The organism is Thalassotalea profundi, from assembly GCF_014653195.1.
GTDB classification, from domain to species: Bacteria; Pseudomonadota; Gammaproteobacteria; order Enterobacterales; family Alteromonadaceae; genus Thalassotalea_B; species Thalassotalea_B profundi.
The window spans coordinates 17,099-34,249 of record NZ_BNAH01000010.1; the positions used below are offsets into that span (position 1 = coordinate 17,099).

A 17,151-nucleotide genomic window follows, 5' to 3' on the forward strand; every position below is an offset into this window, starting at 1 on the left:
GACATTGCCAAAAATGACTAAGCCAAAAGCAAAAAAAGTCCGCAATTACGCGGACTTAAGTATGATTTGGTGCCTGTTAATGCCAGACCTTTCTTAAAGGAGCATTATTCCCATTCTATGGTCGCTGGCGGTTTCCCTGAAATGTCGTATACCACGCGTGAAATACCATCAATTTCATTAATAATACGGTTAGATACTAACCCTAAGAAATCATAAGGTAAATGCGCCCAATGTGCTGTCATAAAGTCAATAGTTTCTACTGCGCGTAAGCTTACTACCCAATCATATTTACGCCCATCCCCCATTACTCCAACTGAGCGAACCGGTAGAAACACAGTAAAGGCTTGGCTAACTTTATTATACAAATCGTGCTTGTGAAGCTCTTCAATAAAAATATGATCAGCGCGACGCAATAAATCAGCATATTCTTTTTTCACTTCACCTAAAATACGTACACCTAAACCTGGTCCCGGGAAAGGATGGCGATAAAGCATGTTATAAGGTAAACCAAGTTCTAAACCAATTTTACGCACTTCATCTTTAAATAATTCACGTAACGGCTCTACCAAACCTAATTTCATATGCTCAGGCAAGCCACCTACGTTATGATGAGATTTAATAACATGAGCCTTGCCTGTTGCTGATGCTGCTGATTCAATTACATCAGGGTAAATCGTGCCTTGAGCTAACCATTTGGCATTAACTAACTTACTCGCTTCTTCATCAAAAATATCAACAAAGACATTGCCAATAATTTTACGTTTTTTCTCTGGATCATTTTCTCCAGCTAAACGGTCTAAAAAGCGCTGCTCAGCATTGACATGGATAATATTAAGACCAAAATGGTCCCCAAACATTTCCATTACTTGTTGACCTTCGTTTAAACGAAGTAAGCCATTATCAACAAATACACATGTCAGTTTATCGCCGATAGCACGATGCAACAACATAGCGACAACTGATGAATCTACACCACCAGATAAACCTAATACCACTTCATCATTGCCAACTTGCTCTTTCATTTTAGCAATTGCATCTTCAATAATTGATGCTGATGTCCAAAGTTTTTCACACTGACAAATATCAACAACAAAGTGCTCTAAAATACGTATACCTTGTTTGGTATGTGTCACTTCTGGGTGAAATTGAACGCCATAGAGATTTTTCTCTTCATTGGCCATTGCAGCATAAGCACAGCTAGGAGTTTGAGCAATAGTTATGAACCCCTCAGGTATTACCGATACTTTATCGCCATGACTCATCCAAACATCTAACAATGCATTACCTGAGCTGCTCACACTGTCTTCAATAGCATTAAATAAAGCTGATTTAGCAACAACCTCAACTGCCGCATAACCAAATTCTTTGTGCTCAGAACTTTGCACTGCACCACCAAGCTGTTCAGCCATAGTTTGCATACCATAACAAACACCTAACACAGGTACACCTGCATTAAACACATACTCAGGTGCACGAGGAGAGTTATGCTCAGTCACACTTTCAGGGCCGCCGGCTAAAATGATACCGCTAGGGTTAAAACCTTTAATTTGTTCTTCGGTTACATCCCACGCCCATAGTTCACAATAAACACCTATTTCACGTACACGACGTGCAATTAGTTGGGTGTATTGTGAACCAAAATCTAAAATTAAAATTCGCGAGTCATGAATATCTGTACTCATGTGTGTTTTCCTACTGTTACCTAAAAAGGTATTATTGATTAATAACAACACCCTGATTTGTAATTAAACCAAGGTGTTTAAATTTTTCTTTATAAGAATATCGTTTTATAAAGCAGCTTTGTTCGACAACAAAAAAGTATGCAGTTAACGTTAGCCATTACCCCGTACATTCTGTACTTCGCCTTACAGGCCAACGTACTGCTTTTCAAATTCTTTCCCGAAGAATTTATGAGTACTTCTAAAACAGCTATCGCTGACTAGCAAGAAATATTCAGCTTAGCCCATGCGGTAATTGGGCGCTTCTTTAGTGATAGTCACATCATGTACATGTGATTCTCCCATACCTGCAGCAGTAATCTTCATAAATTCAGGCTTAGTACGCATAGTTTCAATATCTTTACTACCAGTTAACCCCATAGAAGAACGTAACCCTCCCATTTGTTGATGGATTATTGCAGAAACAGGTCCTTTATAAGCCACACGTCCTTCAATGCCTTCAGGGACTAATTTATCAGCCTCTCCATCAGACTTTTGGAAATAACGATCACTTGAGCCTTCTTTTTGACTCATTGCGCCTAAAGACCCCATACCTCGGTAAGACTTGTAATATCGGCCTTGATATAGTTCCACTTCACCAGGTGCTTCTTCAGTACCCGCAAACATTGACCCTACCATTACACAATGAGCTCCAGCAACAAGTGCTTTAGCAATATCACCTGAAAAGCGAATACCACCATCTGCAATCACAGGAATCCCGGTTCCTTTAAGCGCATCTACTGCATTTGAAATAGCGGTAAGTTGTGGCACACCCACACCAGTAACAATACGAGTAGTACAAATAGAACCCGGACCTATACCTACTTTTACAGCATCTACGCCAACATCGGCTAATGCCTTAGCACCGGCACCTGTTGCTACGTTACCCGCAATAATTTGTAAATCAGGATATTTAGCACGTGTTTCAGCAACACGGTCAATAACCCCTTGTGAATGGCCATGTGAAGTATCAATGAGTAATACATCTACACCAGCAGCGACTAATGCATCAATACGCTCATCTGTGCCTGCACCGACGCCAACAGCGGCACCTACGCGTAAACGTCCTAACTCGTCTTTACATGCATTAGGCTTACTTTCAGCTTTTTGATAATCTTTAACCGTTATTAAACCGGTAAGTTTAAACGCATCATCAACCATCAATATTTTTTCAATGCGATGCTCATGCATTAAACTTAAAATTTCTTCGCGCTTGGCTCCTTCTTTAACGGTCACTAAATTCTCTTTTGTGGTCATTAATGCAGTCACTGGTTTTGTTAAATCAGTTTCGAAGCGCAAATCACGTCCTGTAATAATACCGACTAAGTTATTGGTGCTATCAACTACTGGAAAGCCTGAAAAACCTAATTCATCAGCAAGGTCCATTACTGATTGAATACTGGCATCTGGGCTGACTGTTACCGCATTAGATACAATGCCGCTTTCAAACTTTTTAACTTGAGATACATTACGTGCTTGTTCTGCAATAGTCATATTTTTGTGGATAAAACCTAAGCCGCCTTCTTGAGCTAATGTAATAGCTAAGCGAGCTTCGGTTACTGTGTCCATAGACGCAGAAACCATTGGTACATTTAGGTTGATTTTACGGGTTAATTTAGTTTTTAAATCAGCCGTGTGGGGTAATACCTGTGAGTGAGCAGGCACTAAAAGAACATCGTCAAACGTTAAGGCTTCTTGGGCAATTCGTAGCATTGCAACATCTCTCTACAAAAGTGAATTAGGGATGAAATATTGCGGCAGAATTTTAACCGTTTTTACAGAATAGGTAAACTTAAATTTCACTATTTCATTTAAAAACTTATAATGCGATAGTAATTCTTGGAAAATAAATAATCGAGTATGCTTTAATGGCGCAACAACATATATTACAAGTAAGCGAACTAACAAAAAAAGTTAAGTTTATGTTAGAAAGCGAACTTAATACCGTTTGGTTATCAGGTGAAATTTCCAACTTTGTTGCCGCTAGTTCCGGACACTGGTATTTATCATTAAAAGACAGTCGTTCTCAAGTACGTTGTGCTATGTTTAAAGGAAATAATCAACGCGTACGTCTACCTTCTCAAAGAATACCGTCAAATGGTCAGCAAGTGCTAGTAAGGGCTAAAGTATCGCTATATGAACCGCGTGGAGATTTTCAATTAATAATTGAACTTATGGAAGATGCAGGAGAAGGTTTATTACGCCAGCAATACGACCAACTTAAAGCCCATTTAAATGCACAAGGTTTTTTTTCTCAAACCCATAAAAAATCTATCCCAGCACACGCTACCACTGTCGGTATTGTTACTTCACCAACAGGTGCTGCAATAAAAGATATTTTGACTGTGTTAAAACGAAGAAACCCAACAATAAAAGTAATTATTTACCCGAGTTTAGTTCAAGGTGATCAAGCAAGTGAAGATATTGCTCAAGCCATTCATATAGCCAATCAACGTCAAGAATGTGATGTACTTATTGTAGGTCGTGGTGGCGGATCGTTAGAAGATTTATGGTGTTTTAATAGCGAAGTTGTAGTTAATGCTATTTATCAATGTCAAATACCCGTTATCAGTGCTGTCGGCCATGAAATAGATACAACATTATCCGATCACGTTGCTGATCTAAGAGCACCAACGCCATCAGCAGCGGCAGAAATTGTTTCACAAGACAATAGCGAGTTAATTAATAAAGTACTCTCTTTTAGCCAACGACTTCAACGAGCGATTCAGAACCAATTGGTAAAAAATCAGCAAGTCTCTATCCAGCTAACTCATCGTCTCAGTCGTGTTCACCCTGTTGCGCAATTACAAATACAACAACAAAAATCAGATGAATTACACCTTCGTTTACATACAGCTATTCAGCGCCGGTTAATAATATTAAAACATAAGCCTGAGAACTTAGTGATTAGACTTATCAATGCATCTCCACATTCAATGATAAGTAAAAACCAACAACAAAGCTTACAACTTGATCATCGACTAAAACAGGCTATTGGTCAGTTATTAAAGCAAAAGCAGCAAAGTTTTGCAGGGATAATCGAACAATTAAATATTGTCAGCCCTCTAGCAACAATTGCCCGTGGCTATAGTGTCAGTAGATCACAGAAGAATGAAATTATTCGTTCTGTTGATCAAGTTGAAGTAGAAGAAAATATGACAGTAGAGGTAGGTGACGGCATTTTAACCGGCAAAGTTTTATCTAAACAGCCTCATCGATAATCACTTGGTTAATGAGTTTAATAACATTTTCTCGTATTTCAGGTTGAAACTTAACTCCTAAAGATAAGTCTTCATTACTACTTTTTATGGAGCATATCGTAGAATCAAGAATCAGGTTTTCTTTATCGAGAAAGTCTTCAATAATCATATGAAGACTATCCCCCTTTGCCATGGTAATACTATCGCCATTTTGAATAAGTATCTGACAACCACTAATAGAAATGTCGGTAATCAAGGCTTGCCAGTATTCTTGAGCTATTTTAACCTTTGCGGGAATTTCAGTATCAATTCGAATAGCAGTCCTTAAGCTTTGGACACTTACCGTTTGCGGAAAATCTAGCACCATAATACGAGATGGCAGCTGTAATGTTTGTTTTATTGAAGAAACAAATGCAGCCACGGAACCTTCATGCCCTTCAATCAATCCTCTAACCGTTACTGCAGTTCCTTGTGTTATAAAACGAGAAAAATTGCCTATTCGGTTATTATCTGGCATTTGAATGAGTACATATTTTTTGGGTAAGTAACCAATAAAAACAGTTCTAAATTTTACCTTTTGGCCTGCAGGAGTAGAAATATCAATTGTTACCATCGAGCCAGCTTGTAATAAGCCAAGATTCCGATTCAAACGCTCTGTTGTTTCAATTTTTACTGGTATGGTTGACATAAAACAATGTTCTAGCCGTATAAAGTGTTTTCACATTAGCAAATTAAATTCATTTTGCAATCTTATGAACAATATATTTCTATCATTGATACATCGAGTAGTGCGAAATACTAGCTTAAAGACTAAAGCCAACCCTTTGTTAGCTTTAGTTGATTTCGATATTTTCTGTAAAGTTATTAATAGGTAACTACTCGGCTTTTTTGTACCCTTGGGTTTTACGAGCAAGTTTTTTTTGCTCTGAAAAGCTTAAACGTTTTTTACCCGCAAATGGATTACTTGTTTCTCTAAATTCTATTTTGATAGGTGTCCCCATCATTTTTAAAGCTTTACGGTAATAATTCATTAAGTAACGCTTGTAAGACACAGGTAAATGTTTAGCTTGATTACCATGAATAACAATAATAGGTGGGTTATAACCACCAGCATGCGCATATTTAAGTTTTATACGACGACCATTGTGCATAGGAGGTTGATGATCAAATACTGCCATATCTAATATTTTAGTTACCATAGAGGTCGAAATACGTTTAGTGGCAGAAATAAAGGCTTCTTCGACTGATTCATATAAATGACCAACACCGGTACCATGTAATGCAGAAATAAAATGCATACGCGCAAAATCAATAAAACCTAAACGACGATCAATTTCAGTTTTAATACGATCTTTAGCATGTTCTTCTAAACCATCCCACTTATTCACCGCAATCACTAAAGAACGACCGGCTTCAAGAATAAAACCTAAAAGACTTAAATCTTGATCCGACAAGCCCTCTTGAGCATCAATAATCAATAAACAAACGTTAGCATCTTCGATGGCACGTAAGGTTTTGATCACTGAGTACTTTTCAACAACATCTGTCACATTTTTACGACGACGAATACCAGCAGTATCAATTAAGGTGTATTGGCGGCCTTTATGCTCCATAGGGATATACACACTATCTCGAGTAGTGCCTGGCATATCGTAAACAACAACGCGCTCTTCCCCCAAAATACGGTTCGTTAACGTTGATTTACCCACATTAGGTTTACCAATGATCGCTAATTTGATCATATCGTCTTCTTCTGGCGATTGCTCAATTAACTCTTCATCGGTTAATTCTGCCGATAACTCATCGTCACTGTCAGGTGTTTCGTCAGCTAAGTTTGTTAACGCTTCAATATGCGGTGTTAATGCGAGTGTTAATAATTGAGTCACACCTCGACCATGTGCTGCCGCTATTTGATGTACGTCACCTAACGCAAGCGCATAAAATTCAGCAACAGCAGAATCAGCATCAATACCATCAACTTTATTAGCTACTAAGAAGACTTTTTTATTTTGCTTTCTTAAGTGCTCAGCAATACTTTGATCTGCAGACGTTAAACCAGCCCTAGCATCAACAAGAAATAAAACCGCGTCAGACTCTTCAATGGCCATTAAAGATTGTTCAGCCATTAAAGCATCAATTCCAGTTTCATCACCATGTATACCGCCAGTGTCTATGACGATAAAAGGATGTTCTTCAACTTGAGCTTGGCCATACTGGCGGTCTCGTGTAAGCCCTGGATAATCAGCTACAAGGGCATCTCGACTACGAGTTAATCGATTAAATAAAGTTGATTTACCAACATTAGGACGCCCGACTAGCGCTACTACAGGAAGCATGAAAACCTCAAATTATTCAGTAGCAATTAATAAAATTGTTATCATTAATTGCTCATATTATATAAACACAACGGCTCCACCAGCGAAATGCTGTGGAGCCGTTTCTAATTTTAGCACAATAATACCAACAACCGATTGGTGTTATTATTGTTACTCTTTTAAGGCGCTTTTATCGCCTCTAAGTCACCATCTCTTGATTGTACAATGACTAAGTCATTCACAACTGTTGGGGTAGTATTCAATCCACTCCCGTCAACGTGATGACGTGCAACTATATCGCCGCTTTCTTGTGATATCCAATGTAGATAACCTTCAAAGTCACCCACTACAACATAATCACCAACTACTGCAGGGCCTGTTACGCCACGATTAGTTAACGCTAATTGACTCCACCTCTCTAAACCATTAAGTCGATCAATAGCGTATACATGACCTTTTATGTCTGTTAAGTAAAGATTGTTTCCATCAATAGATACTGAATAAAATGAAGAGTATTGACGCTCCCAAAGCTTACGACCAGAACGTAAATCAACCGCAGCCAAATGACCTCGAGCTGAAATAGCATACACTTTATCGTCATACGCAACTGGCGCTGCATCTACATCAATAACACGCTCAAGCTCAGTTGAACCAGTAGCTTCCCCTACTTCAACTGTCCAGCCTTGTTGACCATTTTCTAATATATATACCACTAGCAAGCCATCGGCGGTTCCCACTAATACACCGCCAGCAATAGTGGTTGGAGCACTGATGCCCCTCAATGTTAACGCAGGAACATCTTGCTCTATTTGCCAACCATCTTCACCTGTTGAAGCATTGAAACTTTTCATTACGCCTGAAGAGGTATTAACAACAACTGTACCTTGATCAAATGCTGGAGCAGCAATAACTTCGCCTTTAACTTTTCCTTGCCATACAACTGATCCGTTATCTGCTTCAAGCGCATAAACAATACCATTTTCGCTACCTAAGAAAATCTGATTGATACCCGCTGTAGGCCCACCACTGATTAATGCAGAAGTACGATTACTAAAGAAACCACGCGCATTATCTAAATCACTTAAATCTTTATGCCAAACTTTTTTGCCGGTTAGTAGATCAAAAGCGTAAGCATCGCCTTCGCGGCTTGCAGTAAATACTTTATCGTATGCAACAATAGGTCTAAGTTGAGAATAATAATCGTCTACACCACCTACACTTTGGTCCCAAACAACTTTAGGCTCAAATTTAGCTTGTATATCGACTAACTCAGCTGGTTCGTTTGGGTCAATCTCATCTTCCGTTGAAGAACATGCCGCTAAACCGATCGACATAAAAAGTATTACTAATAATTTTTTATTTAAACTAGGCACTTAACACTCCTAAAATGGATTTATTGGATAGTGAATTAATTAGCTAGGCTAATATTTTCAGCCAAATCATCCAATTTCATTTGCAATGTAGGCGCTACAACATCCCCACTCGCATCAATAGCCGCTTGGTAAGCATTGCGTGCTAATTCATTTTTATTTTGAGCTAAGTAAGCATCACCTTTAATTTCTTCTGCTGAAGCTTTAAACGCATCAGATAAAGGCATAGCTAAAGTTTCTAAAGCCAAAGCCGCTTGTTCTTGTTGTAATTGAACACGTGCTTTACGTAAAATAGCAATACCTTTTAATGCCATATCATCTGATTTTTCAATAGCTGTAGTTAAATAGCTTTCAGCTTTTGCCCAATCTTTATGGGTTGCAGCATCTTTTGCTAATGCAAATGCTGTTAACACTGCATAATTTGAATCGGCATGTTCAGCGATAAATTGATCACCTTGCTGACGAAATGTTTCATTGTTTTCGTCTGTAATAGTTTCAACAACTGATTGATAAGCTTCAGAGGTAGCAACTTCATTTTCAAACTGTTGTTCTTGATAATAATTAAAACCAATAAAACCAGCAAAACCGATAGTTAAACCTGCTATTATTGAAGTACCATATTCAGACCAAATACGTTTGATTGTTTCTACTTGTTGTTCTTCTGTTTGATTGATATCCACAACTAACCCTTAATTAAACTTTCTAATAAAGCTGGCACATCACTAAATGCCACACTTTGTTGTTCATGTTGTCCGCGTAAATATTTTACGGTGACACTTTCTTGGCTCAGTTCATCTTCGCCTAGAATTATCGCTATTTGAGCACCTGATTTATCCGCGCGTTTCATTTGCTTCTTCATATTGCCACCACCTACATGATTTTGAATACGAATTTCTGGTACTTTATCACGCCATTGTTCAGCCAATCCGCTAGCAGCAATATCAATACCATCACCTAAGCTAATTAAATATGCATCAACTTGCGGCCTAATATTAGTGACTTTGTCTAAACTAGTCAGCATTAATACTAAACGTTCAATACCTAAAGCAAAACCAAACCCTGGCGTAGCTTTACCACCTAGTTGCTCAACTAAACCATCGTAACGTCCGCCTGCACAAATAGTGCCTTGAGCACCTAAACTGTCAGTAACCCATTCAAATACTGTACGGTTGTAATAATCTAAGCCTCTGACTAAACGTTCATTAATCACATAATTAATACCAGCCGCATCTAAGCGTTGACAAACCTGTTCAAAATGCTCTAGTGACTCCTTGCCAAAGTATTGTGATAACTTTGGCGCATCAGCTAATGCAGCTTGAACTTCTGGATTTTTACTGTCAAGAACACGTAGCGGATTAGTATGCATTCTCCGCTTACTATCTTCATCAAGTAATGATTCTTTTTCAGTTAGAAATTCAACAAGTGCGTCACGATAAGATGCTCGTTCTTCATTTGAACCTAACGAATTCAACTCTAGTGTGACAAACTCATTGATGCCAAGTTCCCGCCATAAACGAGAAGTTAACAAAATAACTTCTGCATCTATATCTGGAGTCGCTATACCAAAGGCTTCTAGGCCAAATTGATGGAACTGGCGATAACGACCTTTCTGAGGACGTTCATGACGAAACATTGGCCCCATATACCATAAACGTTGTTCTTGGTTATAAAGTAAACCATGTTGATTGCCTGCACGTACACAAGATGCCGTCCCTTCTGGACGTAATGTTAAACTATCGCCGTTACGATCTTCAAAGGTATACATCTCTTTTTCTACAATATCGGTTACTTCACCGATAGAGCGTTTAAACAGGCCAGTAGATTCAACAATAGGCATGCGTATTTCAGCAAATCCATAATTGCTGGCAACACGACGTAATACGGATTCAACCATTTGCCAAATATTAGTTTCTGATGGCAAACAATCGTTCATACCTCTGATCGCTTGAATAGCTTTACTCACGTCGTTTATTCTCTCTCTTAATACATTATCTCAGCGCAGCGCGCATTATAGGCAGATTCGAGCAAAACGTAAAATATAACTTTACTTGTTACTCATTAATACAAACTATTAAAGTTAAACTTCTTTAATATCAATTTTATTTTTTGCATCGAGTAGCTTAGCTTTAGCCCGAATTCGTTGTTCAAGTTGGTCAACTAAATGGTTATTGTCAAAACGCTCTCTTTGCCTAATACCATCTAAGTAAAAACCACTTTTTTTACTGCTACCAGTTAACCCAAGGTCAGACACCGTAGCCTCGCCAGGTCCATTAACAATACAACCTATAATAGAAACATCCATTGGTGTTAAAATATCTTCAACTCGCTGTTCTAACTCATTAACGGTCGAAATCACATCGAATTCTTGTCTTGAACAACTTGGACAAGCTATAAAGTTAATACCGCGACTTCTCAGTTTTAATGACTTTAAAATATCAAACCCAACTTTAATTTCTTCCACAGGATCTGCTGCCAATGAGACACGTAATGTATCACCAATTCCTTCCGATAGTAGCAGTCCTAAACCAACAGACGATTTAACAGAACCTGAGCGTAATCCTCCGGCTTCTGTAATACCTAGGTGTAATGGATTATCTATTTGTTTTGCAAGCAATCGATAAGCGCCTACAGCTAGAAATACATCTGAAGCTTTAACGCTGACCTTAAAATCATGAAAGTTTAAACGATCAAGGATATCCACATGACGCATAGCCGACTCTAATAATGCTTCAGCTGTCGGTTCGGTGTACTTTTCTTGAATATCTTTTTCTAATGAGCCACCATTAACTCCAATTCTAATCGGAATATTTTTATCCCGCGCCGCGGAAACAACCGCTTTAATGCGATCTTCTCGTCCTATATTTCCAGGATTGATACGTAAACAATCGACACCGTATTCAGCTACTTTTAATGCAATACGATAATCAAAGTGAATATCAGCAACTAAAGGCACTTTAACTTGTTGTTTAATAAGTTTAAATGCTTCAGCAGCGTCCATTGTAGGGACACTCACTCGCACAATATCAGCGCCAACAGCTTCTAATGATTTAATTTGTTTAACCGTTGCTTCTACATCCGTCGTTAGGGTATTTGTCATTGACTGAACCGCAATTGGTGCATTACCACCAATAGGTACGTTGCCAACCATAATTTGACGAGATATACGACGAATAATAGGTGATTCTTTAAACATAATGACTCTTAAATTAACTTTCGTAAGGATTAGACCAAATACTAATAAGGCGATATTTCGATTAAATTACTCTAATGGAAGCGAAAATTTTGCAATATTTCCACGATTAAATTGTGACATATCTACTTCAGAGCCATCAAAAACAATTGAGACTAATTCGGGTTTACCTAAGGTAATTGAAAATGGTGGATGACCGTTAATCTTCATCTCATATTCTGCTTTTTTAATACCCCAAGCAATTCTTTCGCCGCTGGCATCATAGATATTAACCCAGCAATCACCCAAAAAGGTAAAACTAACTTCTACAGGATCTGCTAATATTTCAGTGATTGGATCAGAAGTGGAATTTTCAAGATTTTCTAAAAATGCTGTTTCCGTATTCGTATTGTCATCAGTATCATTTAAGACGGCATCACTTTCAGTTGAATTATTGTTATTTTCATTCGTGCTAGACATTGCATTTTCTGGAGCGATTGCTTCATCTTCAATAGTTTGCTCAAACTCTTGTGAAGGTAAAGATTCAGTTTCAGCAACATCAGCAATATTATCATCAAGAGTTTCGCTCACCGCAGTCACGGTTTCATTGCCTAGGTTTGTTGTCGCATTAGTGGCTTCTTCAGTCGTATCATTATTAAGTTGAATGGCATCAAGCTTTCCATCTTGAAGCCACCACATTAATGTAGAACCTACTAAAATAGCTAAAATTAAATAACTCACCCACATTAAGCGATTATTTTCAGCTTGTTTCTCTGTTTCTTTTGAAAAACTTTGTAATACAACATGTTGTATTCCAGCATCCTGCTCTTCGACTGCTGAAAGTTTTTCATAACTTTCTAAAACTTCACTTTCAGAAATGTTGACCAGTTTTGCATAACTTTTCAGATAGCCGCGATTATAGGTTGCAGGTAATGTTCTATCAAACTGATTTTTTTCTATATTTTCAACTAAACCTAAACGAAAATTAAGTCGGTCTGAAACATCCTTCGTTGATAAACCTTGCTGTTCACGCGCGGTAGCAAGTAATTTTCCAGGGCCAACAATTTCGGTAACTTCTGGTTCTTCAATAATCGTAGTTGTATGGTTTTGGCTCATTATTTTATTGTTTCTCTTGCGATTTTTCTGCAGTTTCAGGGTTGGCGATATAAAGTACTTGACCTAACCGCAACACATTTTTTCGGCTAATTTTATTCCAACGCTCTATAGCTTTCATATGTATATTATATTTTTGTGAGATAGAGAATAAACTCTCTCCTTTTTTAACCACATGAATAGGCAATGTTACCGTTTGTTGTTCATTATCATTGTTCGCTGACTCATTAGTTCTAGCGGCTTTACTTTCATTTAACGTATCAAACGCAGTGATTGCATCAACCGTAGAGGAAACCATCTCTTTGTTATTTGCTTTTTCTTGTTCTGCTTTTGTTTCCTGCTTTACCGTTGATGCTGCTTGCGAATTATCCACGCCATTAGATTTGAAATTTTCTGACTTATTACTTGAGTGAGACTTATCCGGTGATAACACTACTACACGCTTTTTCGGTGCTTGTTTATTTGATGTAACTAATAAATATTCTTGTGCTAATTGATCCGCTTCAATCGTCGTCAAGCCATTCAATATATATTGCTTAGCTTCATATGACGCAGGAAACATTTTAACCAACATACCAGCATAGTTTTTAGCCGTCTTACGATCATATTGCTTTTCAAATACTTTAAACGCTAGCGCAAGTGCATCAGGAGTAAATCGTCTAGTAGATTTTTCATATCGTTGAAAATACTTCTGTGCATTCTCATAATCGCCTTTAATGTATTGTAAACGCACCATTTGTAATAATACGCTTGCATTATTTGGACTGTGTACAATGGCTTTTTTTAAGTAAGATTCGGCTTTACTAAACTGTTTTGCTTCTAATTGGCAAATAGCTAAATTCTGATAACTTTGTGATACAAGTAAATAGCTAGGGACGGCAATCGCTTTTAAAAATTGCTTTTCTGCAGCTTGATATTGCTCATGCTTACATAAAAATGCCCCATAATTATTCAATGTATCTGCGTTATCACGCTGTAGAGATAATGCAGTTTCATATGAGTCTATCGCTAATTCAGGCTCTGAAACGGTATCGTAATAGTAAGCAAACGCTGTATGAACTTGTACTAAATTTGGTGAAAAACGTTTGGCTTTTTCTAAGTTTAATTTGGCTTGAGTGGTATTCCCCATTTTCAAATACCCTAAACCTAAAGATATTCTAGTCATAGCAATTTCATTATTAGTAGATTCATTTTCTACTAATGGTTTACTGCCATCGCCATCATATTGTTGAGTCACACAAGCAGTGAAAAAAATAAGGCATAAAAGACTCAAAACAATTTTATTAAAATTTACCATAATCCGTATGCGTCACTTTTATAATGTAGTTATCTTACTATTTTTACTGATATCTCGTCAGCTTTCACCTGTTTTTTTTCTGCAATACTTGCTGTTCGCTTAGTTCTATCTAAAACATCACCTGCTAATTGTCCACAAGCAGCATCTATATCGTCTCCTCTTGTTCGCCTAGTAATAACCGTAAGTCCATAACTTTGAAGTACTTTATCAAATCTATCGATACGTGAATTACTCGAACGTTTATACGGTGAACCAGGGTAAGGATTAAAAGGAATTAAGTTAATTTTACTTGGTAAATCTTTTAATGCATGTGCTAATTCATGAGCTTGTTCCGTACTATCATTAACATGGTCCAACATTACATACTCTATTGTCGCTTGTTTATTTGCTTTTGACCCATCTATGTAGCGAGCAGCAGCAGAAATAAACTCTTCTAAAGGGTACTTTTTATTAATTGGTACTAATTCATCACGTAATTTATTATTAGGCGCATGGATAGAGATAGCTAAAGCACAGTCAATTTTTTCTTTCAACATATCAAGTGCAGGAACAACACCAGAGGTACTTACTGTAACACGTCGTTTAGAAAGACCATAACCTAAGTCATTTAACATAGTATCAAGAGCGGGGATCAGGTTTTTCATGTTCAATAATGGCTCCCCCATTCCCATCATCACAATATTAGTAATAGGTCTCTTACCTGCAATACGAGTAGCTCCAATATCATTTGCAACTCGCCATACTTGGCCAATAATCTCACTCATCGATAAGTTACGATTAAAACCTTGTTGTGCTGTTGCACAAAATGTACATTCAAGAGCGCAACCTACTTGTGAAGAAACACACAAAGTCGCCCTATCGTTTTCAGGGATCCAAACCGTTTCAACCTCTTGCCCCCCTTCAAGCTTTAACGCATATTTTATGGTGCCATCTTTAGATACTTGTTTTTCTGCTATTTCAGGGGCTTTAATTTCAGTATTTCGTTGTAACTTCTCTCTTAACTTTTTATTTAAGTTAGTCATTTTTTCAAAGTCATCGTAACCAAAGTGATACATCCATTTCATGATCTGATCAGCACGAAACGGCTTTTCGCCAATAGACGCAAAGTATTCACGCATCATTTGGTGATCTAAGTTAAGTAGGTTAACTTTTTTCTTCGTTTCAGGGGTTACAGTTGTTACAACATCAGTCATGTAAAAAATTCCAAAACAGCAAATTCAAAGGGCTAAATTGTACACTTTTCACTCAAGTGTAACAATTTTGTCTAAAGATTTTATCAAAAAATAAAGCCTATTGTTTCTAATCACTTTCAATTAAAAAGAATAGGTTTTAGTTCTTTATCGTTATTCTTAAATGATGAATATAGCCCATCATATAAATAACAAAAGGATTTTACTGACCTGCAGTAAAATCCTTTCGATTTGACTTAACAGTAATTCCAACTAACGCTGGAATTTACAATCAAATTAACGAGTGCGTGGGCAAATTTCATCATCAGAGAAGAAATAAGCGATTTCACGCGCCGCAGATTCTAGCGCATCTGAACCGTGACAAGCATTTTCGTCGATTGAATCAGCATAATCTGCACGTAACGTACCAGCTAATGCGTCGCTTGGGTTAGTTGCACCCATAATTTCACGGTTTTTAAGAACAGCGTTTTCGCCTTCTAAAACTTGAACCATAACAGGACCTGAAGTCATAAATTCAACTAATGCACCAAAAAATGGACGTTCGCTATGCTCAGCATAAAAGCCTTCAGCTTTTTCTTTTGATAAATGAACCATTTTTGCAGCAACAATTTTTAAACCCGCTGTTTCAAAACGGTTATAAATTTGACCAATTACATTTTTTGCAACTGCATCTGGTTTTACGATTGAAAACGTACGTTCGATAGCCATGATAAGCCCTCTTAAATAATTAATTAATAACTTGTGTAAAAATTTGGGCGCGATTATAGACCAATTAAAGAAAAATAACTAATGTTATCCTTCTATGACTATTAGTTGTTAAGAATTAATTCTTGGTATAGTTGTTTAAACGTTTGGTGACTTGATTGATCAATCCAATCGGTATGGGCTTTATAATAGGAAGGTTCTTGATAACTATTTGTCAGAGCACTATTAAACTGATTGATAATATCTCGCCCTTGCTTAGTGTTGCTACATGCTAAATAGCCAAATTGAAATTTATCACCCGACGCTATTCCATAACTAGTTAAAGGAGATGCGCTACTAAATTTACTCGCATTGTACATCACATCTGGATATTCAATGATGAAATCAATTTTATTATTGTATAGCATCATGACTAACACTAATTCATTTGAGCTACCGCTCATTAAATATTTATTTTTAGAAGGGATTAACTGTATTTGCTGATCTAATGTTTCACCATAAGAACGTTCGTGTTCGATCCCAAGTATATAATTAGGGTTATCTTTAATAAATTGTACTAAATTAATTTTATCTGATTTATTTTTTTGATAATTAACTTTCGATGACAGTTCAGGGTTTAAATAAACTCTAGCGCCAAGGTATAATGTCTGTGGTTGGCTAAATATAAATAACTTCTCACGTTCTGGATTTTTTACAAGATTTCGAATACAAGTATTAGGGTATTTTTCCATATAGCTCAACGCATGATGATAACTCGATATTTTGTATTTGGGTTCAATCTCTTCTAATCGCTCAAGAATTAGTGAAAAAGTTTGTTGCTCTGAGTTTACCGATTCTAATTCAATACCTTTAACTTGAGTAACTTTAGCCAAAGTAAAGAAATTAACCAATGTTTTCTCGGTTGCATAACTAAGTGAAGACGTTAATATTAACGAACAGATTAGAATAAAAATAAAGGGAAACTTAACCTTATAAATAATAGTACAACATTTCGCAACCACACCAACACCTATAAAATCACACGTCTATAAGCTGAATTAAAATTCAAAGTTAATTCATATAAATTCAAAATCA

Annotated in this window: 14 protein-coding genes; 1 reads left to right on the forward strand and 13 read right to left on the reverse strand. The window is 37.1% G+C overall.

The window, feature by feature from the left end:
• Window positions 1-104: 104 nt before the first annotated feature.
• Together guaA and guaB are read right to left on the reverse strand one after the other, a co-directional pair.
• A complete protein-coding gene (gene guaA, locus IE155_RS12475; RefSeq protein WP_189378576.1) occupies window positions 105-1,682 on the reverse strand; it encodes a glutamine-hydrolyzing GMP synthase in 1,578 nt (525 codons plus the stop codon).
• 276 nt (window positions 1,683-1,958) lie between these two features.
• Window positions 1,959-3,431, reverse strand: a complete 1,473-nt coding sequence (guaB, locus tag IE155_RS12480) for an IMP dehydrogenase (RefSeq protein ID WP_189378577.1) — start codon at window positions 3,429-3,431, stop codon at window positions 1,959-1,961.
• Between the two features lie 155 nt (window positions 3,432-3,586).
• Here guaB and xseA point away from each other — a divergent pair, with 155 nt between their 5' ends.
• The gene (xseA, locus tag IE155_RS12485) at window positions 3,587-4,939 is read left to right on the forward strand and encodes an exodeoxyribonuclease VII large subunit (protein WP_189378578.1); all 1,353 of its coding nucleotides are present in this window, start codon (window positions 3,587-3,589) and stop codon (window positions 4,937-4,939) included.
• On the opposite strand, the gene IE155_RS12490 is transcribed toward xseA, so the two are convergent.
• The 11 genes from IE155_RS12490 to IE155_RS12540 form a co-directional block, all read right to left on the reverse strand.
• A complete protein-coding gene (locus tag IE155_RS12490) occupies window positions 4,920-5,606 on the reverse strand; it encodes a PilZ domain-containing protein (protein WP_189378579.1) in 687 nt (228 codons plus the stop codon). The two genes, xseA and IE155_RS12490, sit on opposite strands and share 20 nt — an antisense overlap.
• A 187-nt stretch (window positions 5,607-5,793) precedes the next feature.
• Window positions 5,794-7,254 (reverse strand): ribosome biogenesis GTPase Der, encoded by a 1,461-nt coding sequence (gene der, locus IE155_RS12495; protein WP_189378580.1) that lies wholly within the window; start codon window positions 7,252-7,254, stop codon window positions 5,794-5,796.
• Between the two features lie 158 nt (window positions 7,255-7,412).
• Entirely contained in the window at window positions 7,413-8,606 is a 1,194-nt protein-coding gene (gene bamB, locus IE155_RS12500; RefSeq protein ID WP_229817277.1) for an outer membrane protein assembly factor BamB, read from the reverse strand.
• A gap of 35 nt (window positions 8,607-8,641) precedes the next feature.
• Window positions 8,642-9,283, reverse strand: a complete 642-nt coding sequence (locus IE155_RS12505) for a YfgM family protein (protein WP_189378581.1) — start codon at window positions 9,281-9,283, stop codon at window positions 8,642-8,644.
• 2 nt (window positions 9,284-9,285) lie between these two features.
• Window positions 9,286-10,566 (reverse strand): histidine--tRNA ligase, encoded by a 1,281-nt coding sequence (hisS, locus tag IE155_RS12510; RefSeq protein ID WP_189378582.1) that lies wholly within the window; start codon window positions 10,564-10,566, stop codon window positions 9,286-9,288.
• A gap of 114 nt (window positions 10,567-10,680) precedes the next feature.
• Window positions 10,681-11,796 carry a flavodoxin-dependent (E)-4-hydroxy-3-methylbut-2-enyl-diphosphate synthase gene (gene ispG / locus IE155_RS12515; protein WP_189378583.1) on the reverse strand — a complete coding sequence of 372 codons (1,116 nt, stop codon included), beginning with the start codon at window positions 11,794-11,796 and terminating at the stop codon, window positions 10,681-10,683.
• Between the two features lie 66 nt (window positions 11,797-11,862).
• Window positions 11,863-12,888: a RodZ domain-containing protein gene (locus tag IE155_RS12520; protein WP_189378584.1), complete on the reverse strand. Its 1,026-nt coding sequence runs from the start codon at window positions 12,886-12,888 to the stop codon at window positions 11,863-11,865.
• A gap of 4 nt (window positions 12,889-12,892) precedes the next feature.
• Window positions 12,893-14,182 carry a type IV pilus biogenesis/stability protein PilW gene (gene pilW / locus IE155_RS12525; protein ID WP_189378585.1) on the reverse strand — a complete coding sequence of 430 codons (1,290 nt, stop codon included), beginning with the start codon at window positions 14,180-14,182 and terminating at the stop codon, window positions 12,893-12,895.
• Window positions 14,183-14,211: 29 nt separating this feature from the next.
• Window positions 14,212-15,375, reverse strand: a complete 1,164-nt coding sequence (rlmN, locus tag IE155_RS12530) for a dual-specificity RNA methyltransferase RlmN (protein ID WP_189378586.1) — start codon at window positions 15,373-15,375, stop codon at window positions 14,212-14,214.
• Window positions 15,376-15,648: 273 nt separating this feature from the next.
• Window positions 15,649-16,080, reverse strand: a complete 432-nt coding sequence (gene ndk / locus IE155_RS12535) for a nucleoside-diphosphate kinase (RefSeq protein ID WP_189378587.1) — start codon at window positions 16,078-16,080, stop codon at window positions 15,649-15,651.
• 101 nt (window positions 16,081-16,181) lie between these two features.
• Window positions 16,182-17,078 carry a hypothetical protein gene (locus tag IE155_RS12540; RefSeq protein ID WP_189378588.1) on the reverse strand — a complete coding sequence of 299 codons (897 nt, stop codon included), beginning with the start codon at window positions 17,076-17,078 and terminating at the stop codon, window positions 16,182-16,184.
• Window positions 17,079-17,151 lie beyond the last annotated feature (73 nt).

Coding starts and splice junctions, on each gene's coding strand:
- IE155_RS12520 (WP_189378584.1), bottom strand. CDS start 12,888: ATGAGCCAAAACCATACAACTACGATTATTGAAGAACCAGAAGTTACC.
- guaB (WP_189378577.1), bottom strand. CDS start 3,431: ATGCTACGAATTGCCCAAGAAGCCTTAACGTTTGACGATGTTCTTTTA.
- rlmN (WP_189378586.1), bottom strand. CDS start 15,375: ATGACTGATGTTGTAACAACTGTAACCCCTGAAACGAAGAAAAAAGTT.
- pilW (WP_189378585.1), bottom strand. CDS start 14,182: ATGGTAAATTTTAATAAAATTGTTTTGAGTCTTTTATGCCTTATTTTT.
- IE155_RS12490 (WP_189378579.1), bottom strand. CDS start 5,606: ATGTCAACCATACCAGTAAAAATTGAAACAACAGAGCGTTTGAATCGG.
- der (WP_189378580.1), bottom strand. CDS start 7,254: ATGCTTCCTGTAGTAGCGCTAGTCGGGCGTCCTAATGTTGGTAAATCA.
- guaA (WP_189378576.1), bottom strand. CDS start 1,682: ATGAGTACAGATATTCATGACTCGCGAATTTTAATTTTAGATTTTGGT.
- ndk (WP_189378587.1), bottom strand. CDS start 16,080: ATGGCTATCGAACGTACGTTTTCAATCGTAAAACCAGATGCAGTTGCA.
- ispG (WP_189378583.1), bottom strand. CDS start 11,796: ATGTTTAAAGAATCACCTATTATTCGTCGTATATCTCGTCAAATTATG.
- xseA (WP_189378578.1), top strand. CDS start 3,587: ATGGCGCAACAACATATATTACAAGTAAGCGAACTAACAAAAAAAGTT.